Annotated in this window: 22 protein-coding genes and 1 tRNA gene; 10 read left to right on the plus strand and 13 right to left on the minus strand. The window is 67.8% G+C overall.

What is annotated here, in order from left to right; all coding sequences use genetic code 11:
• Nucleotides 1–65: 65 nt before the first annotated feature.
• Complete coding sequence (locus tag VI08_RS17315; RefSeq protein WP_045830883.1) at nt 66–1,013, plus strand: 5'-nucleotidase; 948 nt, start codon at nt 66–68, stop codon at nt 1,011–1,013.
• Nucleotides 1,014–1,279: 266 nt separating this feature from the next.
• On the opposite strand, the gene VI08_RS17320 is transcribed toward VI08_RS17315, so the two are convergent.
• Entirely contained in the window at nt 1,280–1,819 is a 540-nt protein-coding gene (locus VI08_RS17320) for a hypothetical protein (RefSeq protein ID WP_157006886.1), read from the minus strand.
• A 107-nt stretch (nt 1,820–1,926) separates the two neighbouring features.
• Entirely contained in the window at nt 1,927–2,802 is an 876-nt protein-coding gene (locus VI08_RS17325; RefSeq protein ID WP_045830885.1) for a DMT family transporter, read from the minus strand.
• Nucleotides 2,803–2,966: 164 nt separating this feature from the next.
• Between VI08_RS17325 and VI08_RS17330 the strand changes: the two genes are divergently transcribed.
• The 3 genes from VI08_RS17330 to VI08_RS17340 are packed head-to-tail and all read left to right on the plus strand — an operon-like array spanning nt 2,967 to nt 6,979.
• Nucleotides 2,967–4,136: an acyl-CoA dehydrogenase family protein gene (locus VI08_RS17330; RefSeq protein WP_045830886.1), complete on the plus strand. Its 1,170-nt coding sequence runs from the start codon at nt 2,967–2,969 to the stop codon at nt 4,134–4,136.
• Nucleotides 4,137–4,146: 10 nt separating this feature from the next.
• Nucleotides 4,147–4,686, plus strand: coding sequence for a GNAT family N-acetyltransferase (locus VI08_RS17335; protein WP_045830887.1), 540 nt, complete (start codon nt 4,147–4,149; stop codon nt 4,684–4,686).
• Nucleotides 4,687–4,714: 28 nt separating this feature from the next.
• The gene (locus VI08_RS17340; protein ID WP_045830888.1) at nt 4,715–6,979 is read left to right on the plus strand and encodes a thiamine pyrophosphate-dependent enzyme; all 2,265 of its coding nucleotides are present in this window, start codon (nt 4,715–4,717) and stop codon (nt 6,977–6,979) included.
• 76 nt (nt 6,980–7,055) lie between these two features.
• Here the strand turns inward: VI08_RS17340 and VI08_RS17345 are convergent, their stop codons facing one another.
• From VI08_RS17345 to amaB, 6 genes are all read right to left on the minus strand, one after another.
• Nucleotides 7,056–8,777, minus strand: a complete 1,722-nt coding sequence (locus tag VI08_RS17345) for a GGDEF domain-containing protein (protein WP_045830889.1) — start codon at nt 8,775–8,777, stop codon at nt 7,056–7,058.
• A gap of 119 nt (nt 8,778–8,896) precedes the next feature.
• Nucleotides 8,897–11,074, minus strand: a complete 2,178-nt coding sequence (gene ppk1, locus VI08_RS17350; protein ID WP_045830890.1) for a polyphosphate kinase 1 — start codon at nt 11,072–11,074, stop codon at nt 8,897–8,899.
• A 120-nt stretch (nt 11,075–11,194) separates the two neighbouring features.
• Nucleotides 11,195–12,214 carry a UDP-N-acetylmuramate dehydrogenase gene (gene murB, locus VI08_RS17355; protein ID WP_045830966.1) on the minus strand — a complete coding sequence of 340 codons (1,020 nt, stop codon included), beginning with the start codon at nt 12,212–12,214 and terminating at the stop codon, nt 11,195–11,197.
• Between the two features lie 23 nt (nt 12,215–12,237).
• A complete protein-coding gene (locus VI08_RS17360) occupies nt 12,238–13,266 on the minus strand; it encodes a quinone-dependent dihydroorotate dehydrogenase (RefSeq protein WP_045830891.1) in 1,029 nt (342 codons plus the stop codon).
• Entirely contained in the window at nt 13,266–14,033 is a 768-nt protein-coding gene (locus tag VI08_RS17365) for a class I SAM-dependent methyltransferase (protein ID WP_045830892.1), read from the minus strand. The genes VI08_RS17360 and VI08_RS17365 overlap by 1 nt, the downstream gene beginning before the upstream one ends.
• 15 nt (nt 14,034–14,048) lie before the next feature.
• The gene (gene amaB / locus VI08_RS17370) at nt 14,049–15,584 is read right to left on the minus strand and encodes an L-piperidine-6-carboxylate dehydrogenase (RefSeq protein ID WP_045830893.1); all 1,536 of its coding nucleotides are present in this window, start codon (nt 15,582–15,584) and stop codon (nt 14,049–14,051) included.
• 169 nt (nt 15,585–15,753) lie between these two features.
• On the opposite strand from amaB, the gene VI08_RS17375 reads away from it, so the two are divergent.
• Entirely contained in the window at nt 15,754–16,014 is a 261-nt protein-coding gene (locus VI08_RS17375) for a hypothetical protein (RefSeq protein ID WP_157006889.1), read from the plus strand.
• A 3-nt stretch (nt 16,015–16,017) separates the two neighbouring features.
• Here VI08_RS17375 and VI08_RS17380 read toward each other — a convergent pair whose 3' ends face one another.
• Nucleotides 16,018–16,452 carry a low molecular weight protein-tyrosine-phosphatase gene (locus VI08_RS17380; protein ID WP_045830967.1) on the minus strand — a complete coding sequence of 145 codons (435 nt, stop codon included), beginning with the start codon at nt 16,450–16,452 and terminating at the stop codon, nt 16,018–16,020.
• A gap of 77 nt (nt 16,453–16,529) precedes the next feature.
• Here VI08_RS17380 and VI08_RS17385 point away from each other — a divergent pair, with 77 nt between their 5' ends.
• From VI08_RS17385 to VI08_RS17400, 4 genes are all read left to right on the plus strand, one after another.
• Nucleotides 16,530–17,810 carry a nucleotide sugar dehydrogenase gene (locus VI08_RS17385; protein ID WP_045830895.1) on the plus strand — a complete coding sequence of 427 codons (1,281 nt, stop codon included), beginning with the start codon at nt 16,530–16,532 and terminating at the stop codon, nt 17,808–17,810.
• 85 nt (nt 17,811–17,895) lie between these two features.
• On the plus strand, nt 17,896–18,906 hold the full coding sequence (locus tag VI08_RS17390; protein WP_045830896.1) for an NAD-dependent epimerase: 1,011 nt from the start codon (nt 17,896–17,898) through the stop codon (nt 18,904–18,906).
• A 27-nt stretch (nt 18,907–18,933) separates the two neighbouring features.
• A tRNA-Arg gene (locus tag VI08_RS17395) sits at nt 18,934–19,010 on the plus strand.
• 74 nt (nt 19,011–19,084) lie between these two features.
• Nucleotides 19,085–20,473 carry an FAD-containing oxidoreductase gene (locus VI08_RS17400; protein ID WP_045830897.1) on the plus strand — a complete coding sequence of 463 codons (1,389 nt, stop codon included), beginning with the start codon at nt 19,085–19,087 and terminating at the stop codon, nt 20,471–20,473.
• A 9-nt stretch (nt 20,474–20,482) separates the two neighbouring features.
• Here VI08_RS17400 and VI08_RS17405 read toward each other — a convergent pair whose 3' ends face one another.
• Nucleotides 20,483–21,913, minus strand: coding sequence for an aldehyde dehydrogenase family protein (locus VI08_RS17405; RefSeq protein ID WP_045830898.1), 1,431 nt, complete (start codon nt 21,911–21,913; stop codon nt 20,483–20,485).
• Between the two features lie 124 nt (nt 21,914–22,037).
• Between VI08_RS17405 and VI08_RS17410 the strand changes: the two genes are divergently transcribed.
• Nucleotides 22,038–22,466 carry a GFA family protein gene (locus VI08_RS17410; RefSeq protein WP_198148990.1) on the plus strand — a complete coding sequence of 143 codons (429 nt, stop codon included), beginning with the start codon at nt 22,038–22,040 and terminating at the stop codon, nt 22,464–22,466.
• Here the strand turns inward: VI08_RS17410 and xseA are convergent, their stop codons facing one another.
• From xseA to VI08_RS17425, 3 genes are all read right to left on the minus strand, one after another.
• A complete protein-coding gene (gene xseA / locus VI08_RS17415; protein ID WP_045830899.1) occupies nt 22,467–23,813 on the minus strand; it encodes an exodeoxyribonuclease VII large subunit in 1,347 nt (448 codons plus the stop codon).
• Between the two features lie 110 nt (nt 23,814–23,923).
• Nucleotides 23,924–25,531, minus strand: a complete 1,608-nt coding sequence (locus VI08_RS17420) for a carboxyl transferase domain-containing protein (RefSeq protein WP_045830900.1) — start codon at nt 25,529–25,531, stop codon at nt 23,924–23,926.
• Nucleotides 25,532–25,663: 132 nt separating this feature from the next.
• Nucleotides 25,664–26,047 carry a hypothetical protein gene (locus VI08_RS17425; RefSeq protein ID WP_045830901.1) on the minus strand — a complete coding sequence of 128 codons (384 nt, stop codon included), beginning with the start codon at nt 26,045–26,047 and terminating at the stop codon, nt 25,664–25,666.
• Nucleotides 26,048–26,205: the final 158 nt, after the last annotated feature.

The raw sequence follows: 26,205 nt of genomic DNA on the forward strand, positions 1-26,205 counted from the left end.
GCGCGCAAGCGCGCTCCCACATAGTTGTTCTACGATAGGCGCGCCCACCCGATGGATCCGCCCCCATGAACGCCCCCGAGGACCTCCAGCCCACCCAGGCCAACGCGCACGCCGATTCGTCGGTCGGCGACAACCGCCTGGTGGTGGCCATCTCCTCGCGTGCGCTGTTCGACATGGGCAGCAGCCATGAGCTGTTCGAGCGCGACGGCCTCGATGCCTACCGCGCCTTCCAGATCGAGCACGAAGACGAACTGCTGAAGCCCGGCGTGGCGTTCCCGCTGGTGCAGAAGCTGCTCGACCTCAACAAGCTCTCGGGCGACGTGCCGGCGGTGGAAGTCATCCTGCTGTCGCGCAATTCCGGCGATACCGGGCTGCGCATCTTCAACGCCATCCAGCACTACGGCCTGGGCATCTCGCGCGCGGCGTTCACCAGCGGGGCGCCCACGTCCGACTACATCGCGCCGTTCAAGGCCGACCTGTTCCTCTCCGCCAACGCCGAAGACGTTGGCCGTGCACTGCGTGCCGGTGTGGCGGCGGCCACCATCCTGCCGTCCGTGGCGCCGCCGCGCTCCACCGAGCAGCTGCGCGTGGCCTTCGACGGCGATGCGGTCATCTTCGGCGACGAAGGCGAGCGCGTCTCCCGCGAGCAGGGCCTCGACGCCTTCCACCGCAATGAAACCGAGATGTGGGCCGAGCCCCTCTCCGGTGGCCCGTTTCGCGGTTTCCTGTCGGCGCTCCACCGCCTTCAGGCGGCATTCCCGGCCGAGACCTCACCCATACGCACGGCCCTGGTCACGGCGCGTTCCGCGCCGGCGCACAAGCGCGTCATCCTCACCCTGCGCCGGTGGGGCGTCCGCATCGACGAGGCGCTGTTCCTCGGCGGCCGCGACAAAGGCCCGTTCCTCGACGCCTTTGGCGCCGACATCTTCTTCGACGACAGCCCGGCCAACGTGGAATCCGCCCGTCGCGTCGTCGCCACTGGGCACGTCCCACACGGCGTAAGTAATTCTTGAGGTTGAGAATGTCCGGATTTACGGAGGGTCGCGGCGTTTGCTAAGATCGCCGCCAGACGCCAAAGCCGAATGGGTAACACCAGCGTCGCCTGCCACGTTGTGGCTCTGCCCGGTGCGGACGTAAGAGGTTTTCGGACTACGGAGCCCCGCTTTTGCGGGGCTTTCGCTTTTCTAACGTGGCGGTTTCGGCCGCGTTCCCCGAAGCGTGTGGCGGAGCACGGTGTCGAAGCCGAGGCGGCCCCGGACGGGGAGTGCGGGGCCTTTCATTAAGGCGCCGACTCAGCCGGCAACGGTTTCAGCAACGCGGTAACCACGTGGTACTCCGCATCACCCTTGGCTCGGCTGAGCGTGCCGCGCCTGCTGAAGAACTCGGTGTAGCCCAGCGATGCACCCTTGTTGTAGAGCGCGCCATCGTCGTGTTCCCACACCTGGCCTTGCCACGTGGGCCCGCACGGCAGCCACGCGGGCGACGACGCGACCGGATCGATCGAGAGGCATTCGCCGCGCTGGTTGACGATGGTGCCTTCATATCCTTCAGCCGGCAGGGTGACGTCCGCCACGCCGTGGCTGAGCAGGCGCTCCAGCTCGTCGGCGGGCCACAGGAACCGGGGTGCGCTACCCGGGCGCGCCACCGCGTGCGCTTCGAGCGTGCCATCGGCGGCGATGCCGAGGTAGGTGCCCGCGGGCGAGCGGAGGACGAAGGGGCCGGCAAGGCGCGACGACGTTTCGGCCACCGCCGGGCCGGCGGCCGCGAGCAGGGCACCGGTGGCGGCGAGTACGGCAAGGGAACGCAATGCAGTGTTCATGGCACATCCTCTGTGGTGGGGTGCGCCATGCTCGCAAGGCCGGGACGGCAGGTATGTAGGCGTGGGCTGCGCGCCGTGTAGGCGCACGCCGCCACCCTACGTAGGCATCAGACGATATTCGTCCACCGCCACCAGTTCGTCTTCTTCTCCTCGCGCACGAACGTGAACAGGCCGGCACCCAGGATCAGCACGATGCCGATGAGCATCGGCCAGTCGAGATGGTCGTGGAAGATGAGGTAACCAAAGAGGATGGCCCAGAGCATCTGGCTGTATTGGGTGGGTGCCACGCGGGCCGCGGGCGCGTTCTGCGTGGCGAGCATGAGCAGCACGGCACCCGCGGCGGCGAACAGGCCATAGCCGAGTACCAGCAGCCACTGGTGGAAGCCGGGCCACACGAAGTGCGGCAGCATCATGATGAAGCCGGCGATCATCGGCCCGACCACGCCCGCGCCGTACAACGTGATGCGCTTTTCGCTGGCACCCGCCATGCGCAGCGCGATGATCGACAGGGCGCCGGTGATGCCGCAGATGATCGCCGCCACGTGGCCCACGCCCAGCTGGCGGAACCCGGGGCGCAACACCACCAGCACGCCGAGGAAGCCGACAACCACGGCCGACCAGCGCCGCCAGCCCACGTGCTCGCGCAGGAACACCACCGAGAGGATGGTGACGAAGATGGGTAGCAGGAAGATGAGGCAGAAGGCCTCGGCCATGGGCAGGGCGGTGAAGGCCATCACCGCCGTGACATTGCCGATGGCGCCGGCCATGGCGCGGAGCAGCCAGAGGCCGGGCATCTTCGATACCACGACCTCGGTCCAGCGGTCGCCGGGCTTCTTGAGGAAGGGCAGGGCCACCAGGGCCAGCACGGCACCGAAAAAGACAGCTTCATAGGCGGGGAGGGTGCCCTCGAGGGACTTTACGAAGGCGTCGCTCCACGCGTAGGCGGCGTAACAGGCGAAGCCGAGCATCACACCCTTGAACATGGGGCCATTCCGGTGAGCGGGGACGGCCCCATTATGGACCCGGGGCGGTGGCGGCGCCGTACGCGGCCGTTTCCGGGCCCCTGGCCCATGTTGCGGCCCGCCATGACCGTGCCACGGCGAGGTCGCTACAATCGGGGGCTCACCCATCGACGAAACGACCCCGCATGGCAACCCGTCTCGACCCGCTCGATCTTTACGACGTCCGCTCGCTGCTCACCGAAGAGGAGCGCATGGTCCAGGATGCCGTTGGCCGCTTTGTCGATGAAAAGGTGCTGCCGATCATCGGCGACGCCTTCGAACAGGGCCGGTTCCCGGCCGAACTGGTGCCGGAAATCGCCTCGCTTGGCCTGCTCGGCGCCACGCTGCCCGAGGCATACGGCTGCGCCGGCATGAACGGCGTCAGCTACGGCCTCATCTGCCAGGAGCTCGAGCGCGGCGATTCCGGGCTGCGTAGCTTCGCCTCGGTGCAAAGCTCGCTGTGCATGTACCCCATCTTCGCCTACGGCTCCGAGGAGCAAAAGCGCGACTACCTGCCGCGCATGGCCGCGGGCGAGGTCATCGGCTGCTTCGGCCTCACCGAGCCGCATGGCGGTTCCGATCCGGCCAACATGAAAACCGTGGCACGCCGCGACGGCGGTGACTGGGTCATCAACGGCGCCAAGATGTGGATCACCAACGGCAACATCGCCCACATCGCCATCGTGTGGGCGCAGACCGACGACGGTATCCAGGGCTTCATCGTCCCCACCGATACCAAGGGCTTCGCCGCGCAGGAAGTGCACAAGAAGATGAGCCTGCGCGCCTCGGTCACCAGCGCGCTGTTCTTCGACGACGTGCGCGTGCCCGATAGCGCCCGCCTCCCCAACGTCAAGGGCCTTAAGGGCCCGCTGGGCTGCCTCAACCAGGCACGCTACGGCATCACCTGGGGGCCCATCGGCGCCGCGCAGGCCTGCCTGAAGGAAGTGCTCGACTACACGTCGCAGCGCATCCTGTTTGGCCGCCCGCTGGCCGCCAACCAGACCACCCAGGTGAAGATGGCCGACATGGCCCGCCGCATCACCACCGCGCAGCTGCTGTCGCTGCAGCTGGGCCGCCTGAAGGATGCCGGCCGCCTGCAGCCGACGCAGGTGTCGCTGGCGAAGTGGAACAACGTGCGCATGGCGCTCGACATCGCCCGCGATTGCCGCGACATCCTGGGTGGCGCCGGCATCACCACCGAGCACTCGGCCATCCGCCATGCGCTGAACCTCGAATCGGTCATCACCTACGAAGGCACCGAGACCGTGCACCAGCTGGTGGTGGGGCGCGAGCTCACCGGCATCAACGCGTTCTGAGCCCACGGCCATGCACGGTCCGCGCATCGAAACCGACCGCCTCATCCTGCGGCCTACCGCGCCGGAGGATTTCGACGCGTGGGCCGAGTGCCTGGCCGACCCGGTGGTCACCCGCTTCCTGGGCGGCCCCCAGCCGCGCGCGCTGGCCTGGCGCAATTTCATGACCATGGCGGGTAGCTGGGCCATCCTCGGCTTTGGCATGTTCTCGGTCATCGAGCGCGATACCGGCCGCTGGCTGGGCCGCCTGGGCCCCTGGCAGCCCGAGGGCTGGCCTGGCCACGAAATCGGCTGGGGCCTCGTCCAGGGCGCGTGGGGCAAGGGGTATGCCCTCGAGGGCGCCGCCGCTTCCATGGACTGGGCGTTCGAGCACCTGCCATGGGCCGAGGTCATCCATTCGATCAACCCCGAAAACATCGCGTCCATTGCCCTGGCCGAGAAGCTCGGCTCCACGCGGCTGGGCCCCGGCACGCTGCCCGCGCCGTTCGAGGGCGATCGCGTCGACCTCTGGGGCCAGACCCGCGAGCAATGGCTGGCGCGCCGCCGCCGCTGATCCACAACGCATTCCGTACGAGCACCCCATGTCCGTCCCGCACCCGATCGCCGCCCGCCACAAGGGCTTCAACCGCGCCGAGATCGTCGACCAGAACTTCGTCGAGTTCGTGCAGTTCTGGCAGGGCGATGTCGCCCGCCCACCACGTGACGACGAGCCCGTGCTGCCCGGCAGCACGCTCGATGCGCGCGGCTTCCGCGAGCTGCTCGAATCGCAGCTGATCAGCCGCCACCTCGACCTGATGGCGCGCGTGCTCCGCGTGCAGAACAAGGTGTTCTATACCATCGGCTCGTCCGGCCACGAAGGCAACGCCATGGTGGCGCGCGCCACGCGCCACACCGACCCGGCGTTCCTGCATTATCGCAGCGGCGGCTTCATGGCCGAGCGCTTCCGCAAGCTGCCCGGCATGGATCCGATCATGGATTCGGCGCTGTCGTTCGCGGCCAGCGCCGATGACCCGGCCAGTGGCGGCCGCCACAAGGTGTGGGGCAGCAAGCCGTTGTGGGTGCTGCCGCAGACCTCCACCATCGCATCGCACCTGCCCAAGGCGCTCGGCACCGCCATCGCCATCGAGCAGGGCAAGCGCATCCGCCACGCGCTGCCCATCCCGGACGATTCGATCGCCATCTGCTCGTTCGGCGACGCGTCGTCGAACCACGCCACGGCGCAGACGGCCTTCAACGCAGCGGCCTGGACGGCATACCAGAAGCTGCCCGCGCCCGTGCTCTTCGTCTGCGAGGATAACGGCATCGGTATCTCGGTGAAGACACCGAGCGGCTGGGTGGCCAACAACTTCCAGCGCCGCGCCAACCTCGATTACTTCTATGCCGATGGCCTCGACCTGGCCGGTGGCTACGCGGGCGTGGCGCGCGCGGTGGAGCACTGCCGCGCCACGCGGCGGCCCACCTTCCTGCACCTCAATACCACCCGGGTGATGGGCCATGCGGGCACCGATTTCGAAATCGAGTGGCGCTCGGTGGAAGAACTGGTGGCCCTCGAGGCCACCGATCCGCTGCTACGTAGCGCCACCATCGCGCTGGCATCGGGCCTGTACGACCGCGATAGCCTGCTCGGCCTGTACGACGGTATCCGCAAGCGGTGCTTCGAGGCGGCGGATGCCGCCGACCGCACGGCCAAGATCACCAGCCTCGCCGAGGTGATGCGGCCGCTCGCACCGTATACGCCCGATGCGGTGCGCGTGGAGGCCACGCGCGCGGCCGACGCGGCCGAACGCGAGCGTGTGTTCGGCGGTGCCGCGAAGCTGCCCGAGGCGCAGCCGCCACGCCACCTGGCCATCCAGGTCGGCATGGCCCTGCACGACCTCATGGCCAAGTACCCCGAAAGCCTGCTGTTCGGCGAGGACGTGGCCCAGAAAGGCGGCGTCTATACCGTCACCAAGGGCCTGCACAAGGCGTTCAGGAACAGCCGCGTGTTCAACACGCTGCTCGACGAGACGATGATCCTGGGCCTGGCGCAGGGCTACGCCAACATGGGCATGCTGCCGCTGCCCGAAATCCAGTACCTGGCGTATTTCCATAACGCCTGCGACCAGATCCGCGGCGAGGCCGCCTCGTTGCAGTTCTTCTCCAACGACCAGTACCGCAACCCGATGCTGATGCGCGTCGCCTCGCTGGGCTACCAGCGCGGCTTCGGCGGGCACTTCCACAATGACAACTCCATCGCCGCGTTGCGCGATATCCCCGGCCTGGTGGTGGGCTGCCCGAGCCGTGGCGACGACGCGGCGCTGATGCTGCGCACGCTGGCGGCGCTGGCGAAGGTCGACGGCCGTGTCACGGCCTTCCTCGAGCCCATCGCGCTGTACATGACCAAGGACCTGTACGAGGCCGGCGACGGGCAATGGCAGTTCGCGTACCCGGCGCCGGGCCAGGCCATGCCGCTGGGCGAGGGCCGCGTCTACGACGAGGCCGCCGACGACCTCGTCGTATTCACCTTTGGCAACGGCGTGCCCATGAGCCTGCGCGCCGCGCGCCGCATCGAGGCCGAGCACGGCTGGAAGGTGCGCGTCGTGGACCTGCGCTGGCTGGTGCCGCTCAACGATGCGTTCATCGCCGCCCAGGCAAAGAGCGCGAAACGCATCATCGTGGTGGATGAAGGGCGCAAGAGCGCGGGCGTGGGCGAGGGGGTCATCACGGCCATCGTCGAGGGCGGCGCCGGCGCAACGCCACTGCGCCGCGTCGTCGGTGCGGATACCTTCACCCCGCTGGCGGGCGCCGCCTTCCTGGTGCTGCCGGGCGACGATGACATCGTGGCGGCGGCCGCCGAACTAGCCTGAGGTCCATGTAGGAGCCAGCTTGCTAGCGATGGGCGATGCCGGGACGCCATCGCGCGCAAGCGCGCTCCCACATGATTCAAGCGCTTGGCGCGGCCTTGCTGCGCACCAGGGTGGGCCCGGTCGGGCCGGAGCACACGACGCGGTTGCGGCCGCCCAGCTTGGCCGCGTACATGGCCTGGTCGGCCCGCTCGATAAGCGACTGGACCGTATCGGCGGGGGTGCGTACCGCCACGCCGATCGATACCGTCAGCATCTCGTGGTTGCCCACGTGCACGTCCAGGCGGCTGACGCGGCGGCACAGCCGCGTGGCGATCTGCACGGCGTTCTCGCGTTCGGCGCCGCGCAGCAGGGCCACGAACTCCTCGCCGCCGAAGCGGCCCAGCAGGTCGTTCGGGCGCAGCTCGTGGCGCAGCGCGCTGGCCACGGCCACCAGCGCGCGATCGCCCGCCGCGTGGCCGTGGCGGTCGTTCAGGGCCTTGAAGTGGTCCAGGTCGAGGAACAGCAACGCCACGGGCCTGTTCGCACCTTCCTCCAGCATGGCCAGGGCCGATTCGGTCCATGCGCGGCGATTGAGTACGCCAGTGAGCGGGTCGGCGTCGGCGAGCTGGCGGGCCTTGTCGCGGTCGTGGCGGATGGTGAGGGCGCGATCGGAGAGGCCGATCGAAAGCACGATGGACTCGACCGCACCCACGGCCAGGGCCACGTCGGGTAGCCAGGGCGCATCGGCGAACATGCCCTGCAACTGCGCGCCGCATGCGGCCGTGAGCAGGAGCGGCGGGGTCCAGCCGCCGAGGAAGAACCACGCGTGGCGCGACCCACGCGCGGCGGCGATGGCGCCCGCGGCGAGCAGCAGCAGCGCGCCCAGCAGGAGCAGGGGCTGCAGGAGCAGGTGGGCCGTGTCGACGAGCAGGGGCAGGCCGGTCATCTGGCAGGTGGCGATGACCGGCATGCCGACGGCGAAGGCGAGCACGGGCATGCGGAGCAGCGGGACGTAGTCGTCGACCTTGCAGAAGCGCAACATGAACAGCGCCGCGAACGACACGGAGAGGGCGGTGGCCGCCATGCCAAGCGAATCGCCCAGCCCCGACAGCATCTGCATCTCAAGCGGGTGGAAGACGTAGCCGGTCTTCAGACCCTGGATGAAGGCGTAGCAGACAAGGTAGGCCGCGTACCAACCGAAGGTCATGTCGCGGAGGATCAGGGTGAAGCACAGGGCCATCAGCGCCATGGTCAGCATGACCGCGAAGCAGGCCGTGGCGAACGCCAGCCAGCTGGCATCGTCGCGGAGGTAGTCCGGCCAGCTTTCGACGCTGAAGGTAACCGCCCCCGGCCCCTGGCTCGTGGGTTCCAGCTTGAGCAGGAGCGGGCGCGAGGCGGGGACCGAGGCCGGGATGTCGAAGATAAGCCGGCCATGGCCGTGCAGCGGGGGGCCGAAGTCGTCCAGCGCGGTGGTGGAGGCCTCGTTGGGCCCGTAGTACAGCGTGACCCGGCCCGCACCGGGGTTGTGGATGCTGAGCACCCGACCGCCCGACGTCCACGGCGGCGTGGCGCGCAGGATCACCCAGGTACCCGCATCGCCGACGCGGAACACCTGCATGCGGGTGGGATCGAACTGCGGCATCGGCGCCGACCACGCCTCGGCCAGCACCTTGGCCTGGTCATCGCCGGCGTGCGCGTCGCGATAATTCCCTATGAGCGTGCCATCGGCCTGGGCCACGCCGGCCAGCATAAGCAGGACGCAGCAAACCGCCGCCTTCAAAAGGCGGACCACCCATGCATGCTTCCCCTGATCAACCATGCCCCATCCTGCGAAGACACCGCGGCGCGAAATCCTTCAACAGCGCCTCCATTGTGCCCTGTTTGCCGGAACTGTGTCTTGCCTGCCGTACGGGAGAGGTGAAGACGCCCCCGGGGGCCTCAGCCCGCGGGGACCGCCACGCCGCCGTAGCGCTCCAGGAGCTGGGCCTGGGCATCGCGTACCGGGGCCCCGCTCGCCGGTTGCACCAGGGCATAGGTGCCATCGGGCTGCTGCAGCCAGGCCGAATGGTTGTCCGCGAGGTACAGGTCGAGTTCCTTGCGGACCCGCTGCTGCAACTTCTTGCCCTCGATGGGGAAGCAGGTCTCGACGCGGCGGTCGAGGTTGCGCTCCATCATGTCGGCGCTCGCCAGGTAGAGCTCCGGCTCGCCGTCGTTGTGGAACCAGTACACGCGGCTGTGCTCGAGGAAACGGCCCACCACCGAGCGCACGCGGATGTTCTCCGATACCCCCGGCACGCCAGCGCGCAGGCAGCACATGCCGCGGACGATGAGGTCGATCTTCACGCCTGCCTGGCTCGCCCGGTAAAGCGCGCGGATCATCTTCGGGTCGGTGACGGCGTTGAGCTTGCAGACGATCTCGGCCTTCTTGCCCGCGGCGGCGTTGGCCGCCTCGCGCGCGATCAGCTCGAGCAGGGTTTTCTTCAGCGTGAACGGCGCATACAGCATGCGCTTCATCTTCAGCGCCTTGCCCATGCCCGTGAGGAGCCGGAAGAGCTTGTGCACGTCGTCGCACAAGGCTTCATCGGAGGTGAGGAGGCTGTAATCGGTGTAGAGGCGCGCGTTGCCCGAGTGGTAATTGCCGGTGCCAAGGTGCGCATAGCTCACCAGCTTGCCGTTCTCGCGGCGCTGCACGTAGGCGAGCTTGGCATGCGTCTTCACGCCCACCACGCCATAGGTGACCACCGCGCCTGCCTGCTGCAGGCGCGAGGCGAGGCTCAGGTTCGACTCCTCGTCGAAGCGGGCGCGCAGCTCGACCACCGCGGTGACCTCCTTGCCCGCGCGTGCCGCTTCCACCAGCGCGTCGACGATCTCGGAATTGGCGCCGCTGCGGTAGAGCGTCTGCTTGATGGTGAGCACCTGCGGATCCTTCGCGGCCTGGCGGAGGAAATCCACCACCGGCGAGAAGGATTCGAACGGGTGGTACAGCAGGATGTCCTGCTTGCCGATGACCGAGAACATATCCTCGGCGGCCGCCAGGGCCTTCGGCAGGGCGGGGACGAACGGCGGGTATTGCAACTTCGCGTAGTCGGGCTTCAGCGTCATCTCGAAGAGGCGCGCCAGGTTCACCGGGCCGTTCACTTCGTAGAGCGAATCCGCATCGAGCGCGTACTGCTTCAGCAGGTAGTCGACCAGCGGCTTCGGGCAGTTGTCGGCCACCTCCAGGCGCACGGCATCGCCATAGCGGCGCGAGAAGAGTTCGCCGCGCAAGGTGCGGGCAAGGTCTTCGACGTCTTCGGGGTCGATGGAAAGATCGGCGTTGCGGGTGAGGCGGAACTGGTACGAGCCCAGCACGCGCATGCCCGGGAACAGGTCGTCGGCGTGTGCGTGGATGATGGACGACAGCAGCACGTAGTTGTCGCCGTCCTCGCACACGTCCGCCGGCAGGCGGATGATGCGCGGCAGGATGCGCGGCGCCGGCACGATGGCCAGGCCCGAATCACGGCCGAACGCATCGGTACCCTCGAGCTGCACGATGAAATTAAGGCTTTTGTTGACCAGGCGCGGGAACGGGTGCGTCGGGTCGAGGCCGATGGGCGTGATCAGCGGCGCCACTTCATGGCGGAAATAACGGCGCACCCACAGCTTCTGTTTCTGCGACCACTGGTTGCGGCGCACGATGCGGATGCCTTGCTCCGCCAGCGCCGGCAGGATCTTTTCATTGAGGATGGCGTACTGGCGTTCGATCTGCTTGTGCGCGATCTCGGAAATCTCGGCGAGGACGCGGCGCGGGGGGATGCCATCGGCGCCGATCACCTCGTGGTCGAACGCGATCTGCTGCTTCAGGCCCGCGACGCGGATCTCGAAGAACTCATCCATGTTGGACGAGAAGATGAGCAGGAACTTCAGGCGTTCGATCAGCGGCTTGGATTCATCCAGTGCCTGGTCGAGCACGCGGATGTTGAACTGCAACTGCGACAGTTCGCGGTGGATATACAGCGCGGGGTCGTTGACATCTGCGGCGGGCACGTCCGCGGGCGGCGGCGGGGGTGCCTTGGCGGCGGGCACCTTGGCGCTGGGCGCCTTCGCGGGGGCGGTTGGTTCGGTGGCGTTCGTCATCGTGTCCAAGCGTCAATCCTCGTCGCGGCGTGCGACGTCCCCGATGGTACGCCGCCCGGGGAGGATATGACCGCGCTTTTACACGGCCGTGACATCGATCAGGGAAAACGGCCCGGGTGGCTAGACAATGAGCGGCTCGGGCTCGAGCGTGATGCCGAATGCCGCCTGCACGCCCGCGATGACCTTCTGCGCGAACGCCCATAGCTGCGGGCCCGTGGCCTTGCCGTGGTTGACCAGCACCAGGGCGTGCCGGTTCGACATACCCGCATCGCCGTCGCGCTGGCCCTTGAAGCCCGCGGCCTCGATGAGCCAGCCGGCCGAAATCTTCGCCGTGCCGCCGGCATGGGGCCACACCGGCAGGCCGGGGTGGGCGAGCGCGAGGGCGTCGGCCTGGGCCTGGGCCACCACGGGGTTCTTGAAGAAGCTGCCCGCGTTGCCGATGACCGCCGGATCGGGCAGCTTGCGCGAGCGCAGGCGCACGACGGCCTCGGCCACGTGGTAGGGGGTGGGGCGCGCGATGCCCATGTGTTCCACTTCCTCGCGGATGCCTGCGTAATCGAGTGATAGCGGCCGCTCGCGGGGCAGGGCGAAGGTGACCGCCACGACGATCCAGCGGCCGGCCTGCTGCTTGAAGCTGGAATCGCGGTACGAGAACGCGCACGCGGCCTTGTCGAGCACGACGAACTCGCCGGCGTGCGTGTCGTACGCCTCGACGGTATCGATGAACTCCGCCACTTCCACGCCGTACGCACCGATGTTCTGGATGGGGGCGGCACCCACCGTGCCCGGGATGAGGATGAGGTTCTCCAGGCCGGCGTAGCCCTGGCCCAGCGACCAGCGCACGAAATCGTCCCAGCGCTCGCCCGCCGCCACGCGGATGAGTACGCGGTCGTCGCGCTGGAAGGTCTCGACGCCCGCATTGGCCACGGCCAGCACGGTGCCGTCGAAGTCGCCCTTGATGAGCATGTTGCTGCCTTCGCCCAGCACCATGACCTTGCCCGCTTTCACGGCGGGGAAGGCAAGGATCCCGGGGATCTTCAGCGGGTCGCGCACCTCGGCCAGCAGCTTCGCGCGCGCATCGACGCGCAGCGTGTTGCGGCCGCCGAGCGGGGCGTCGGAGGTGAGGGTGAAGCCGCCCATATCGACGGGCGCATTGTTGAGCGTCATGCGAGGATCCCGCGGCGGCGGATTTCCGCCACCGCCTCGTTGATCAAGCCGGGGCCGCGATACACGAGGCCCGAATACACCTGCACCAGCGAGGCGCCGGCCTCGAGCTTGGCGGCGGCGGTGTCGCCGTCGAGGACGCCACCCACGCCGATGATGGGCAGGAGGCCACCCACGCGCCGCGCCATGCCGCGCAGCACCGCCGTCGATTTCTCGAACACGGGCTTGCCGGAGAGGCCGCCGGCCTCGCTGGCGAAGCGATGGCCCGCCACGGTATCGCGGTCAACGGTGGTATTGGTGCAGATCACGCCGTCGATGCCCGAGGCAAGGAGTACCTCGGCGATGGCGTCGAGCTCGGCCTCGGTGAGGTCGGGTGCGATCTTCAACAGCATGGGCTTGCGCTGGCCGTGCTGGCCCGCGAGGCGCTCTTGCGCGTCGCGCAGCGTGCCGATGAAGCGGCGCAGCGTGTCTTCTTCCTGGAGATCGCGCAGGCCCTGGGTATTGGGTGAGCTGATGTTCACCGTGATGTAGCTCGCCAGCGGGTAGGCGCGTTCCAGGCACAGCAGGTAATCGTCGGTGGCGCGCTCGTTGGGCGTGTCCTTGTTCTTGCCGATGTTGATGCCGAGCACGCCGCGGTAGCTGGCCTTCTCCACGTTGCGCACGAGCGCATCGATGCCGCCGTTGTTGAAGCCGAGGCGGTTGATGACGGCTTCGTGCTCAGGCAGGCGGAACATGCGTGGCTTGTCGTTGCCCGGCTGCGGCCGTGGCGTGACGGTGCCGATTTCCACGAAGCCGAAGCCCAGCGCGGCAAGCCCGTCGAGGTGCTCGCCGTTCTTGTCCAGGCCGGCGGCGAGCCCCACGGGGTTGGGGAAGCGGATGCCGAAGACCTCAACCGGCAGGTCGGCCGGCGGCGTGTTCACCAGGCGGGAAAGCCCGCTGCGCTGGGCCACGTCGGCTGCGTAGAGCGTGAGGCCGTGGGCTGTCTCGGCGTCGAGCTTGAAAAGGAGCGGGCGGATCAGGTCGTACATCAGGCGTCCGGGCGGCCCGCGAACACGCGGGTGTCGTAATCGTAATCGACCGTGCCGGCGTCCTGCGTGGCCTCGAACAGCGAGCGCAGGGCGGCCAGCATCGGCTCATGGTTGGGGTGGCCTGGCTTGGGCGCGTAGGACGACGACATGAGCCTGCCCTGCAACTGGTCGTAGTCCAGCTTCTGCCCATGCGGGAACGACGCCATGCCGCGGTAGCCATGGCCGAACCAGCGCGCCATGGCATCGTCATCGGCGTAGCGCTCGGCGACGCTGACGTAATCCACGCCGTACTCGTGCAGGATGCGCTCGTAGCCCTCGAGGAACGGGGTGCCGACCAGCCGGCGCGTGTTCCACATCACGGCGACGAGGCCGCGCGGCGAGAGCAGGCGGCGGAATTCGTCGCGCGTGGCGGCCTTGTCGAACCAGTGGAACGCCTGCGCGGCGGTGACAAGGTCGACCGAGCCCCCGGGCAGCCCGGTGGCCTCGGCCGTGCCCTCGGCCGCCGTGAAGCGCCCCTCGCCGCCGAGCCACTGCGTGGCGGCGGCGCGCATGGCGGCATTCGGCTCCACGGCGGTAACCCGGTGCCCGGCATCGAGGAACAGCTTGCTGGAGATGCCGGTGCCCGCACCGATGTCGGCCACGGCCCAGTCGGGGTCGACGCCCAGGCCATGCAGCCAGCCGACCACCGCCGCGGGGTAATCCGGCCGGTAGCGGACATAGTCCGCGACGCGGTCGGAGAAACGTTCCGTCGAGCGCAGGTCGGCCATGGCGTTACCCTTTCGTCAGAAGTCGAACTTGATGCCCTGGGCCAGCGGCAGCGCATCGGAGTAGTTGATGGTGTTGGTCTGGCGGCGCATGTAGACCTTCCATGCGTCGGAGCCGGATTCGCGGCCACCGCCGGTTTCCTTCTCGCCACCGAAGGCGCCACCGATCTCCGCGCCCGACGTGCCGATATTGACGTTGGCGATGCCGCAATCGGAGCCCGCGGCCGACAGGTACTGCTCCGCCGCCTTCAGGTCCTGGGTGAAGATCGACGACGACAGGCCCTGCGGCACGGCGTTCTGCATGTCGATGGCTTCGTCCAGCGAGTCGAACGGCATGACGTACAGGATGGGCGCGAACGTTTCGGCCTGCACCACCTCGTCGCTGTTCTTCAGGCCCGTGACGATGGTGGGCAGCACGAAGTTACCCTTCCGGTCGGAAAGCGCCTTGCCGCCCGTGCGGATGTCGCCGCCGGCCGCCGTGGCCTTCTCCACCGCGGCCAGGTACGCCTGCACGCCTTCCGGGCTGTTCAGCGGGCCCATGAGCGTCGTGCCCAGGGTCGGGTCGCCGATCTTCTGCTCGACCTGGCCGTAGGCCTTCACCAGCGTGTCGACGACGGCATCGTGGATGGACGCGTGCACGAACAGCCGGCGCGTGGTGGTGCAGCGCTGGCCCGCGGTGCCGACGGCGCCGAAGACGATGCCCGGGATGGCCAGCTTCAGGTCGGCCGACTTGTCGAGGATGATGGCGTTGTTGCCGCCGAGCTCGAGCAGGCTGCGGCCCATGCGGCGCGCGACGCGCTCGCCCACCATGCGGCCCACCTTGGTGGAACCGGTGAAGCTGATGAGCGGGATGCGCTTGTCGTCGACGAAGGCCTCGGCCAGCTCGGTGCCCGCGTCGTTGAAGAGGAAGAAGATATCCGGGAAACCGGCATCCTTCAGGGCCTCGTTGCAGATCTTCATCGTGGCGATGGCCGAGAGCGGGGTCTTCGGCGAGGGCTTCCAGATGCAGATATCGCCGCAGATGGCGGCAAGGAAAGCGTTCCACGCCCACACGGCGACGGGGAAGTTGAAGGCGCTGACGATGCCGACCAGGCCCACCGGGTGCCACTGCTCGTACATGCGGTGGCCCGGGCGCTCCGAGTGCATGGTGTTGCCATAGAGCATGCGGCTCTGGCCGACGGCGAAATCGGCGATATCGATCATTTCCTGCACTTCGCCATCGCCTTCGGGCTTGATCTTGCCCATCTCCAGCGCCACGAGCGAGCCAAGGGCATCCTTGTGCCGGCGCAGGGCCTCGCCGCAAAGGCGCACGGCCTCGCCACGGCGCGGTGCCGGCGTGGTGCGCCATACCGCGAAGGCTTCCTGCGCGCGCTTGATGATCGCCTCGTAATCCGCCTTGCTGCTGGCGTTGACCGTGGCGATGACCTCGCCAGTGGCCGGGTTGGCCGGCGAGAGCGTGCCGGCGCCCGCGCCAGTGGCCCATTCGCCGCGGCCAAGGTAGGTGCCGGACTCGGTCGCGTTGAGGCCGAGCGCTTTCAGGATCTGGGCGGACATGACGACTCCTCGTTAAAACGGGGATTCTAGCAAACGACTCCTTCACAACCCGTTGTGCGGCGCGGGACGAACGTCTAGGCCCCGTCGAGACGCCAGGAACTTGCGACCACCGTGCGATGACGCCCGCAAGCCCATGCTCTGCCTGTCTTTGTGCTTCCTGGAGCCATCCATGACCCACGTCTACGAGGTGCCGTACTTCCCTGAAGAAGACCTCGGCTGGCCTGTGAGGGTCGACGGCAGGGTGGTGGCGCGGTGCGGTTCGCGCTATGACGCCCTTATGACCGCCATGAACAACGCGGCCGCCGAGGGCGGCGACGCCAGCATCGGCATCGAGGGGGCGGATGGGGTCTGGCGGCCGTTCGGCAGCGACGCCAAGCGGCCCGCCCGGGTGCCACGGATGCCCGCGCGGCGGTTCTCCGTGGTGCGTTGAGGCCTACCTGAGGTAGGGCAGCCAGCCACGTACGCCATCGTCGATGCGGGCGTACACATGTTCGAAGGCTTCGTGGCCCTGGCGGTAGGGGTCCGGTACATCGCGCTTGCCGGTCCAGTGGTCGAGCAGGTAGAGCTTGCCGCGGGCCTCGGGGGCCAGCCGCGCCATGGCATCGAGGTGCCACTGCTCCATGCCGAGCACCAGGTCGGCCTCGTGGAGCATCCTGACGGTGAGCTTGCGTGCGACGTGCGGCGTGCCGTCGATGCCATTTGCCGTGAGCAGCGTGAGGGCATCGGGTTCGACGGGGTGGCCATCGAGGCCGGAGAGGCCCGCGCTGGTGACCTCGGCCGACGAGCCCAGGTGATGGCGCAGCACGTACTCCGCCGTGGGGCTACGGCAGATGTTGCCTACGCATACGATCAGGATCTTCTTGAACACCCGGGCATGGTACATGATCGCCGATACCGCGATAATTCGACCTTGCCGGCAGGGTGCCCGGCGCGCACGAGCATCGCATGCAAAACCTTGAAGTGGCAAAGATCGCGGTCGTGGGCCTGGGTTACGTGGGCTTGCCGCTGGCCGTCGAGTTCGGCAAGGTGTTCGATACTATCGGGTTCGACATCAGCGCGGCACGCGTCGATGCCCTGCGGCAACGTGACGACCACACGCAGGAAGTCGGTGCCGACGATATCGCTGGCGCCACCCGGCTCAGCTTCACGGCGCAGGCCGCCGATATCGCTTCGTGCCATGTCTACGTCGTCACCGTGCCCACGCCCGTGGACGAGCACAAGCGCCCTGACTTCAGCCCGCTCATCGAAGCCAGTCGCACCATCGGCACGCTGCTGAAGCAGGGCGACATCGTCATCTACGAATCCACGGTCTACCCCGGGGCCACCGAGGAAATCTGCGTGCCGGTGCTCGAGCGCGCATCGGGTCTTGCCTTCAACGAAGGCTTCTATGTCGGCTACAGCCCCGAGCGCATCAACCCGGGCGACCGCGAGCGCCGCCTCACCACCATCCCGAAAATCACCTCGGGGTCGACGCCGGAGGCGGCGGCGTTCGTCGATGCGCTTTACCGGCGCATCATCGTCGCCGGCACGCACCGCGCGCCGTCGATCAAGGTGGCCGAGGCCGCCAAGGTCATCGAGAACACGCAGCGTGATGCCAACATCGCCTTGATCAACGAGTTCGCGCTCATCTTCCATCGCCTCGGGATCGATACCACCGACGTGCTAGCGGCCGCGGGCACCAAGTGGAACTTCCTGCCGTTCAAGCCCGGCCTGGTGGGTGGCCACTGCATCGGGGTGGATCCTTACTACCTCATCCAGAAGGCACAGGCCGTCGGTTACTTCCCCGATATCCTGCTTGCATGCCGCCGCATCAACGATGCGATGGGCAGCCACGTGGCCAGCGAGGTGGTGAAACTCATGATCGGGCGCGGCCATGCCATCCGCGATAGCCGCATCCTGGTGCTTGGGCTCACCTTCAAGGAAAACTGCCCCGACCTGCGCAACACCCGCGTGGTAGACCTCGTGCGTGAATTCGAGGGCTACAGCGCGCGCGTGGATGTCTACGACCCGTGGGCCAACGCACGCGAGGCGCGCGAGGAATACGGCCTCTCGCTGCTCGATGCGCCCCCCGCGGCAGGCGAGTACGACGCCATCGTGGTCGCCGTGGCGCACGACCAGTTCCGCCAGCTGGGTGCAGAGGGCATCCGTGCGCTCGCCCATGGCCGCGCGGTGGTCTACGACATCAAGGGCATCCTGCCTCGCGACGCGGTGGACGGCCGCCTGTGATAGCACCAACGGCATAGCCGGCCCATGTGGCCGCCCGGGGCGGCCGCCGTTATCCTAGCGGGGCCCAACCAAGCAAGGTCGCACCATGAAAGTCCTCGTCACGGGAACCGCCGGCTTCATCGGCTCGCACGTCGCCATGAAGCTGCTGGAGCGCGGTGACGAAGTCATCGGCTTCGACAGCATGAACGACTATTACGACGTCACGCTGAAGCATGCGCGCCTGGCCCGGTTCATCGACCACCCCAACTACACGCACGTGCAAGGCGACCTGGCCGATCGCGACGCGGTGGAGCGCCTCTTCGCCGAGTACGCGCCCGAGCGCGTGATCCACCTCGCCGCGCAGGCGGGTGTCCGCTACGCCGCGCAGAACCCGCATGTGTACGTGGCCAGCAACGTCACGGGCTTCCTGCACATCCTCGAGGGCTGCCGCCACCACGGTGTCCAGCACCTGACCTTCGCCTCCACGAGCTCGGTATACGGTGCGAACCGCCTCATGCCGTTCTCCGAGCACCGTTCCACCGAGCACCCGCTCACGTTGTACGCGGCCACCAAGAAAGCCAACGAGCAGATGGCGCACAGCTACGCGCACCTGTACGGCATCCCGTGCACGGGCCTGCGCTTCTTCACCGTGTATGGCCCCTGGGGCCGACCCGACATGGCTTTGTTCCTGTTCACCAGGAACATCATCGAGGGCAAGCCCATCGACGTGTTCAACCATGGCCACCACAAGCGCAGCTTCACCTACATCGACGACATCGTCGAGGGCGTGGTGCTTGCCAACGACCGGCCGGCGGAAAACGATGCCGCCTGGGATGCCCTGGCGCCGGACCCGGCGACAAGCGGGGTAGGGCCGTACCGCATCTACAACATCGGCAACGAGCACCCGGTGGAACTGCTCACCTACATCAAGACCATAGAGAAAGCGGTAGGCAAGGCCGCGGTGATGAACCTGCTGCCGTTGCAGGCCGGCGACGTGCCCGATACCGAAGCCGACGTGACTGATCTGCGCGAGCAACTGGGCTACCAGCCCAAGGTGCCGGTGGAGGAGGGTGTCGCCCATTTCGTCGACTGGTACCGCGGTTACTACAAGGTTTGATGCGCAGACGGTATCCTTAGCCCGATTGGCCCCGTAGCTCAGCTGGATAGAGCGTCCCCCTCCTAAGGGGAAGGTCGCCCGTTCGAATCGGGCCGGGGTCACCATTTCGAAGCACTTCTGGCCATGGGCCGGGCGAGGCCATAAGCTCGACGGGACGCCTTTGCCCCCGGAGCGATCCATGCCACGCACCTTCGACGCCATCATCATTGGCGCTGGCCAGGCGGGCCCCGCGCTGGCCGGGCGCCTTACGGCGGCAGGAAAAACCGTAGCGATCATCGAGCGGCATCTCGTCGGTGGCACCTGCGTGAATACCGGTTGCAAGCCCACCAAGACCCTGGTGGCCAGCGCGTATGCCGCCCACCTTGCGCGGCGGGGTGCCGAATACGGCGTGCAGTACGCGGCCGACCCCGGCCCCGTGCGGTTCCACCTGCCGACAGCCGCCGCACGCGCCCGCAAGGTCATCGAGGATTCGCGCAAAGGCAACGAGGACTGGCTCGCCGGCATGCCGGGGCTTACGCTTATCCGCGGGCACGCCCGATTCACCGGCCCGCGCCAGGTCGAGGTCAACGGCGAGACGCTTGCGGCACCGCAGGTGTTCATCAACGTCGGTGGCCGGGCCAACGTGCCAGCGTTCCCGGGCATTGGCGAGGTGGATTACCTCACCAACAGCACCATCATCCCGCTTGAAACACTGCCGGAGCACCTCATCGTCGTCGGCGGCAGCTATATCGGCCTGGAGTTCGCCCAGATGTACCGGCGCTTCGGCTCGAAGGTCACCGTCGTGGAAATGGGGCCGCGGCTCATTGGCCGCGAGGATGCCGAGGTATCGGCCGAAGTGCAGGCCATCCTGGAAGCCGAAGGCATCGAGGTGCGCACGAACGCGTGTTGCATCCGCCTCGGGAAGAAGGGTGCCCAGGTAACCGTCGGCGTGGATTGCACGGAGGGCGTGCCCGAAGTCATCGGGTCACACGTCCTGCTTGCCGTTGGCCGCCGGCCCAACACGGACGACCTTGGCCTCGACGCCGCGGGCATCGCCATGGACGAGCGCGGGTACATCACTGTCGACGACCACCTGAAAACCACGGCCGATGGCGTCTGGGCCATGGGCGATTGCAACGGAAAGGGCGCGTTTACGCACACGGCGTGGAACGACTACGAGATCGTGGCAGCCAACCTGCTCGACGGGGGCGACCGCCGTGTCAGCGAGCGGATCCTTGGTTACGCCCTCTACGTCGATCCGCCCCTGGGCCGCGTCGGCATGACCGAAGCGCAGGCGCGCGCGAGCGGGCGCCCGGTGCTCACCGCAAAACGCCCCATGAAGCGGGTTGGCCGCGCGGTGGAAAAGGGCGAGACGCTGGGCTTCATGACGATGGTGGCCGACGCGCAGACCCGGAAGATCCTGGGCGCGGCGGTGCTGGGCACCACCGGCGACGAGGTGATCCATGGCGTGCTGGACATGATGAATGCCGGCGCCACCATCGATACCTACCAGTGGGCCGTGCCCATCCACCCCACCGTTTCCGAGCTCATTCCCACGCTGATCGGAAGCCTCGCGCCGGCCACCTAGGCGCGAGGCCTACACCTCGCGCATCACCATGAGCCGGAGCTCGCTCATGTCATCGATGGCGTAGCGCACGCCCTCGCGGCCGATGCCCGACGACTTGGCGCCGCCGTAGGGCATGTTGTCGACGCGGAAGCTGGGCACGTCGTTGACGATGACGCCGCCGGTATCCAATGCCTCCCACGCCTGCATGGCGTGGCGCAGGTCGTTGGTGAACACGCCGGCCTGCAGGCCGAAATCCGAATCGTTGGCGAAGGCCACGGCCTCGTCGAACGTCATGAAGCGCTGGAGCAGCGCCACGGGGCCGAACGCTTCCATGCGCTGCAGCTTCGCATCGGCAGGCACGTTCTCGAGCAGCGTGGCTTCGAGCATCGCACCCTTGCGCCCGCCACCGCACAGCACGCGGGCGCCGGCCTTGCGCGCCTCCGCTACCCAGCCTTCGAGACGCTCGGCAGCCGCCTCGTCGATCATGGGGCCGAGGAAGGTGCTCTTCTTTTTTGGGTCGCCCGCCTTCAGGGTCTTCACCTTGGCCACGAGCTTCTTCTTCAGCGCGTCGTAGACATCGTCGTGCACGAGGATCCGTTGCACGCTGATGCAGCTTTGGCCCGACTGGTAGAAAGCGCCGAACACGAGCCGGTCGACGACGGCGTCGAGGCGGTCGGCCTGGTCGGCATCGACGATGCACGCGGCGTTGCCACCCAGTTCCAGCGTCACCTTCTTGTGGCCGGCCCTGGCTTTCAGGTCCCAGCCGATGAGCCCACCGGTGAACGACAGCAGCTTCAGCCGCGGGTCGGTCACCAGCGCCCCGGCCGCCTTGCCGTCGAGCGGCAACACCGAGAACGCGCCCTTGGGCAGGTCAGTCTCGGCGAGGATCTCGCCAATGATCAGCGCGCCAAGTGGCGTGCGCTCCGACGGCTTGAGCACGAAGGGGCAGCCCGCGGCGATGGCCGGCGCCACTTTGTGCGCCACGAGGTTCAGCGGGAAGTTGAACGGCGTGATGAACGAGACGGGGCCCAGGGGCACCTTGCGGGTGAAGCCCTGGTAACCGTTGGCCCGTGCCGAGATCTCGAGGTTGATGGTCTCGCCGTTGATGCGCACGGCTTCTTCGGCGGCGATCTTGAACGTCTCGATGAGGCGGGTGACCTCGCCATGCGCATCGTTGATGGGCTTGCCCGCTTCCACGCATAGCGCATAAGCCAGCTCGTCCTTGCGCTCGCGGAAACGCGCGACGCAGTGCTCCAGCACGGCCTGGCGTTGCCAGGGGCGGAACGCTTTCATCGGGCCGGCGGCCGCGGTGGCGGCGGCGATCGCTTTCTCCAGCGCGGCGGCATCGGGCATCGCCACGCGCGTGGCCACCTTGCCCGTGTACTTGTCGATGACGTCGAGTTTCGCCTTGGCCTTCACGGCTTTGTTGGCGAGGTAATAGGGGTAGCTCTTCTCGAGCATGGGCAGGGCCCTCGTTGCCAGCGTTGCCGCCCATGATCCAGCCGTTGGCGTTCAGTTGTCGTGAGGCGGTTTGCCGCGTGCCGGGAAGGGGCCTAGAGTGCATAGATCGCCCGAGGAGACCCCCATGCCCCTGGATACCGAGATCACCGAAGCCCGCGGCCAGTGCCATTGCGGCAGCGTGCGCTTTACCGCCCAACTGGTGAAGGGCCTGGCGTCGGCCCGCCGCTGCAACTGTTCGTATTGCCGCATGCGCGGCGCCGTGGTGGTCTCCGCGCCCGTGGGGGGCATCACCATCGAGCAGGGCGAGGACACACTCACCCTGTACCAGTTCAACTCGATGACGGCGAAGCACTACTTCTGCTCGAAGTGCGGCATCTACACGTTCCACCAGCGCCGCTCCAACGTCGGCGAGTTCGGGGTGAACGTCGCGTGCCTGGAGGGCCTCAGCCCGTTCGATTTCGACGACGTGCCCGTGATGGATGGCGTCAACCACCCCTCCGATGGCGCCGCGCCGCGCGGCCCCGTGGGCCACCTGCGCTTCGTGCCCTCGTGATCAGCCTTCGCGCGTGAGGCGCAGCTCGCCTTCGGCCAGCATGACGCGCACGCGCTCGCCGATGGCGACATCGCCTTCGCGGCGCACCACCGCGTCGCGCTGGTCGAACACGATGGCATAGCCGCGCTCCAGCGTCGCCAGCGGGCTCACCGCGTGCAGCGTGCGGCCCTGCTCCTGCACGCGCTGGCGGTCGCGCTCCAGGCGCCGCGCCATGCTGGTGCCAAGGCGCTGGCGAAGCTGCGCGATGCGGGCCTCCATGGGCACCAGGCGCAGCCGCGGATGCTGGGCGGCCAGGCGGGCCTGCAGGCGATCGAGCCGTGCACGGCGCAGGGCATTCGACTGGGAGATGGCGCCATGCAGCCGGCGACGCAGCGCCTCCAGGCGCTGCGCATCGCGGGCGAGGCGCGCCTGCGGCCGCTGCGCGTTGAGGCGGGCGTGCAGGTGGTCGACGCGTTGGGCCGACGATTGCAGGCGCCGCGTGGCCAGCGTGGCCATGCGCTGGCGCAGGCGCCCGAGCTGGCGGGCAAGGTCGGCACCGTCGGGGACAAGCAGCTCGGCCGCCGCCGAGGGCGTGGCCGCACGCAGGTCGGCGACGAAATCGGCGATGGTGAAGTCCACTTCGTGGCCCACGGCCGATACGACGGGCACGTCGCTGGCGTAGATGGCGCGCGCCACCTGCTCGTCGTTGAAGGCCCACAGATCTTCGAGCGAGCCGCCGCCGCGGGTCACCAGCAATACGTCGTAACGCCCGCTGGCGGACGCGCGCTTCAGCATGGCGGCGATCGCTGGCGGCGCCTCGCGCCCCTGTACGGGCACGGGTAACACGTCGACCTCCGCCAGGCGCAGGCGGCGGCCAAGCACGCTGAGCACGTCGCGGATGGCCGCGCCGGAGGGCGAGGTGATGACGCCGATGCGGCCCGGGAACGGAGGCAGGGGGCGTTTGTGGTCGGCGTCGAACAAGCCCTCGGCGCCGAGCCTGGCTTTCAGCTGCTCGAACTCCCGTTGCAAGGCGCCTTCGCCCGCCGGTTCCATGTGCTCGGCCACGAGCTGGAACTCGCCACGCGCTTCGTACAGGCCCACCTTGGCGCGCATGAGCACATGCATGCCATCGACGGGACGGAAACGCAGGCGCGCGGCGGCCATGCGGAACATGGCACAACGCACCTGGGCGTTGGCATCCTTCAGGGTGAAGTAGACATGCCCCGACGCGGGCCGCGCCACGTTCGATAACTCGCCTTCGATCCAGACGCCCATGGGCAGGGCGTCTTCCAGCAGGTCGCGCACCAGCCGGTTCAGGCCAGAGGGCGTGAAGACTTCAGGGGCCGCGCGGTCGAAGGTGTCGGACATAGGACCGGCGAGGGTATCACGCCCGCGAAAGCCCTGTGGGAGCGCGCTTGCGCGCGATGGGTGCCGGCGGAAGAGCCATCGCGCGCAAGCGCGCTCCCACAAGGGTTGCCTTACATGCGGAAGACGCCGAAACGGCCCTGCTCGATGGGGGCGTTCATGGAGGCGGAAAGGGCCAGGCCCAGCACCCGGCGGGTGTCGGCGGGGTCGATGATGCCGTCGTCCCACAGGCGCGCACTGGCGTAGTAAGGATGGCCCTGGCGCTCGTACTGGTCGCGTACCGGCGCCTTGAAGGCCTCCTCGTCGTCGGCGCTCCAGGTGCCGCCGCCGGCCTCGATGCCATCGCGGCGCACCGTGGCCAGCACCGAGGCGGCCTGTTCGCCACCCATGACGCTGATACGCGCATTGGGCCACATCCACAGGAAGCGGGCGCCGTACGCGCGGCCGCACATGGCGTAGTTGCCCGCGCCGAACGAGCCGCCGATGACGACGGTGAACTTGGGCACGTGCGAACAGGCCACCGCCGTGACCATCTTCGCGCCATCCTTCGCGATGCCCGCGTTTTCGTACTTGCGGCCAACCATGAAGCCGGTGATGTTCTGCAGGAACACCAGGGGAACGTTGCGCTGGTTGCACAGCTCGATGAAGTGCGCGCCTTTCTGCGCACTCTCGCCGAACAGGATGCCGTTGTTGGCGATGATGCCCACGGGGTAGCCGTGGATATGCGCGAAGCCGGTGACCAGCGTCTTCCCGTAGCGCGCCTTGAACTCGTGGAACTCGGAATCGTCGACGATGCGTGCGATGACCTCGTGGATATCGAACGGGCGGCGCGTATCTTCCGGGATGACCCCGTACAGTTCTTCGGCGGCGAAACGCGGCTCGAGCGGTGCGCGCACGGCGAGCGGCATGGCTTTCACGCGGTTCAGCGAGCCGACGATGTCGCGGGCGATGGCCAGCGCGTGGGCATCGTTTTCGGCGAAGTGGTCGGCCACGCCAGAGACCGAAGTGTGCACGTCGGCACCGCCCAGGGCCTCGGCATCCACCACTTCGCCCGTGGCGGCCTTCACCAGCGGCGGGCCGCCCAGGAAGATGGTGCCCTGTTCGCGCACGATGATGGTTTCATCGCTCATGGCGGGCACGTACGCGCCACCGGCGGTGCACGAGCCCATGACCACGGCGATCTGCGGGATACCCTGCGCGCTCATGCGGGCCTGGTTGTAGAAGATGCGACCGAAATGCTCGCGATCGGGGAACACCTCGTCCTGCAGCGGCAGGAACGCGCCACCGGAATCGACGAGGTAGATGCACGGCAGGCGGTTCTCCATCGCCACCTCCTGCGCGCGCAGGTGCTTCTTCACCGTCATGGGGAAGTAAGTGCCGCCCTTGACCGTGGCGTCGTTGGCCAGTACCACCACTTCCTGGCCCATGACGCGGCCGATGCCCGCGATGACGCCCGCGGCGGGCGCGGCATCGTCGTACATGCCGTGTGCGGCGAGCGGCGCAAGCTCGAGGAATGGCGAGCTGGGGTCGAGCAACGCACGGATGCGTTCGCGCGGCAGCAGCTTGCCGCGGGCGACGTGTTTATCGCGTGCCTTCGCACCGCCGCCTTCCGCCGTGCGTTTCAGCGTCTCGTGCAAATCACGGGTTAGCGCGCGGAGGCGCTCGCTGGCGGCCTGGAACTCCGGGGAACGGGTATCGAGCTGCGACGAGAGGATAGGCATGGGGGCGGATCGCGGACGGGCCAAACCACCATCATAACGGCGGGGTGGCCGGTGCAAACGCTGCGCTGCGGCAGGGCAAAAAAACGGCCACCGCGAGGGTGGCCGTCTTGGTGCGAAGCAGGCCCGCTGGGCTTACTTCTTGGTGTCGTCCTTCGCGCTGTCGGCGTTGGAAGCGGCATCCTTCGCCTGGTCAGCCGACTTGTCGGCCTGGTCGGCGGCATTGGCGGCCGCATCCTTGGTCGCGTCGCTGGCGCCGCCAGCGGTGGAGGCCGAAGCGGCGTTGCTGGCCTGGGCAGCGGCGTCCTTCGCCTGGTCAGCCGACTGCTGGGCCTGGTCGGCCGCCTGGTTCGTGGCCGCGTTCTGCGACTGGTCGGCCGCCTGCTGGGCCTTGTCAGCCTGCTGCTGGGCATCGGCCGCGGACTTCTGTGCATCCTGCGCGGAATCCTGCGCGCCGTTGCTGCAAGCTGCCAGAAGTGCGACGAGCCCGGAGGCGAGAAGGGTACGCGTGAAATTCATTGTGGTTCTCCTTAGCCGTGGAATGCCGTTAGGCGGGCACATTAATAGCTCAGTTACCTGGGCATCGCCAGCAATCGCCGCGGTTGGCTTCAGGGCGCGTTAAACGCCATGCAAACCGCGTGATGCTGGCGCTAAAACGTGCCAGGCACCTCGACATC

Source organism: Luteibacter yeojuensis, assembly GCF_000964085.1.
Lineage (GTDB): Bacteria > Pseudomonadota > Gammaproteobacteria > Xanthomonadales > Rhodanobacteraceae > Luteibacter > Luteibacter yeojuensis_A.

Excerpts from the sequence above, each read along its gene's own strand:
- VI08_RS17315 (WP_045830883.1), top strand. The coding sequence starts at position 66 with ATGAACGCCCCCGAGGACCTCCAGCCCACCCAGGCCAACGCGCACGCC.
- VI08_RS17320 (WP_157006886.1), bottom strand. The coding sequence starts at position 1,819 with ATGAACACTGCATTGCGTTCCCTTGCCGTACTCGCCGCCACCGGTGCC.
- VI08_RS17325 (WP_045830885.1), bottom strand. The coding sequence starts at position 2,802 with ATGTTCAAGGGTGTGATGCTCGGCTTCGCCTGTTACGCCGCCTACGCG.
- VI08_RS17330 (WP_045830886.1), top strand. The coding sequence starts at position 2,967 with ATGGCAACCCGTCTCGACCCGCTCGATCTTTACGACGTCCGCTCGCTG.
- VI08_RS17335 (WP_045830887.1), top strand. The coding sequence starts at position 4,147 with ATGCACGGTCCGCGCATCGAAACCGACCGCCTCATCCTGCGGCCTACC.
- VI08_RS17340 (WP_045830888.1), top strand. The coding sequence starts at position 4,715 with ATGTCCGTCCCGCACCCGATCGCCGCCCGCCACAAGGGCTTCAACCGC.
- VI08_RS17345 (WP_045830889.1), bottom strand. The coding sequence starts at position 8,777 with ATGGTTGATCAGGGGAAGCATGCATGGGTGGTCCGCCTTTTGAAGGCG.
- ppk1 (WP_045830890.1), bottom strand. The coding sequence starts at position 11,074 with ATGACGAACGCCACCGAACCAACCGCCCCCGCGAAGGCGCCCAGCGCC.
- murB (WP_045830966.1), bottom strand. The coding sequence starts at position 12,214 with ATGGGCGGCTTCACCCTCACCTCCGACGCCCCGCTCGGCGGCCGCAAC.
- VI08_RS17360 (WP_045830891.1), bottom strand. The coding sequence starts at position 13,266 with ATGTACGACCTGATCCGCCCGCTCCTTTTCAAGCTCGACGCCGAGACA.
- VI08_RS17365 (WP_045830892.1), bottom strand. The coding sequence starts at position 14,033 with ATGGCCGACCTGCGCTCGACGGAACGTTTCTCCGACCGCGTCGCGGAC.
- amaB (WP_045830893.1), bottom strand. The coding sequence starts at position 15,584 with ATGTCCGCCCAGATCCTGAAAGCGCTCGGCCTCAACGCGACCGAGTCC.
- VI08_RS17375 (WP_157006889.1), top strand. The coding sequence starts at position 15,754 with ATGACCCACGTCTACGAGGTGCCGTACTTCCCTGAAGAAGACCTCGGC.
- VI08_RS17385 (WP_045830895.1), top strand. The coding sequence starts at position 16,530 with ATGCAAAACCTTGAAGTGGCAAAGATCGCGGTCGTGGGCCTGGGTTAC.
- VI08_RS17390 (WP_045830896.1), top strand. The coding sequence starts at position 17,896 with ATGAAAGTCCTCGTCACGGGAACCGCCGGCTTCATCGGCTCGCACGTC.
- VI08_RS17400 (WP_045830897.1), top strand. The coding sequence starts at position 19,085 with ATGCCACGCACCTTCGACGCCATCATCATTGGCGCTGGCCAGGCGGGC.
- VI08_RS17405 (WP_045830898.1), bottom strand. The coding sequence starts at position 21,913 with ATGCTCGAGAAGAGCTACCCCTATTACCTCGCCAACAAAGCCGTGAAG.
- VI08_RS17410 (WP_198148990.1), top strand. The coding sequence starts at position 22,038 with ATGCCCCTGGATACCGAGATCACCGAAGCCCGCGGCCAGTGCCATTGC.
- xseA (WP_045830899.1), bottom strand. The coding sequence starts at position 23,813 with ATGTCCGACACCTTCGACCGCGCGGCCCCTGAAGTCTTCACGCCCTCT.
- VI08_RS17420 (WP_045830900.1), bottom strand. The coding sequence starts at position 25,531 with ATGCCTATCCTCTCGTCGCAGCTCGATACCCGTTCCCCGGAGTTCCAG.
- VI08_RS17425 (WP_045830901.1), bottom strand. The coding sequence starts at position 26,047 with ATGAATTTCACGCGTACCCTTCTCGCCTCCGGGCTCGTCGCACTTCTG.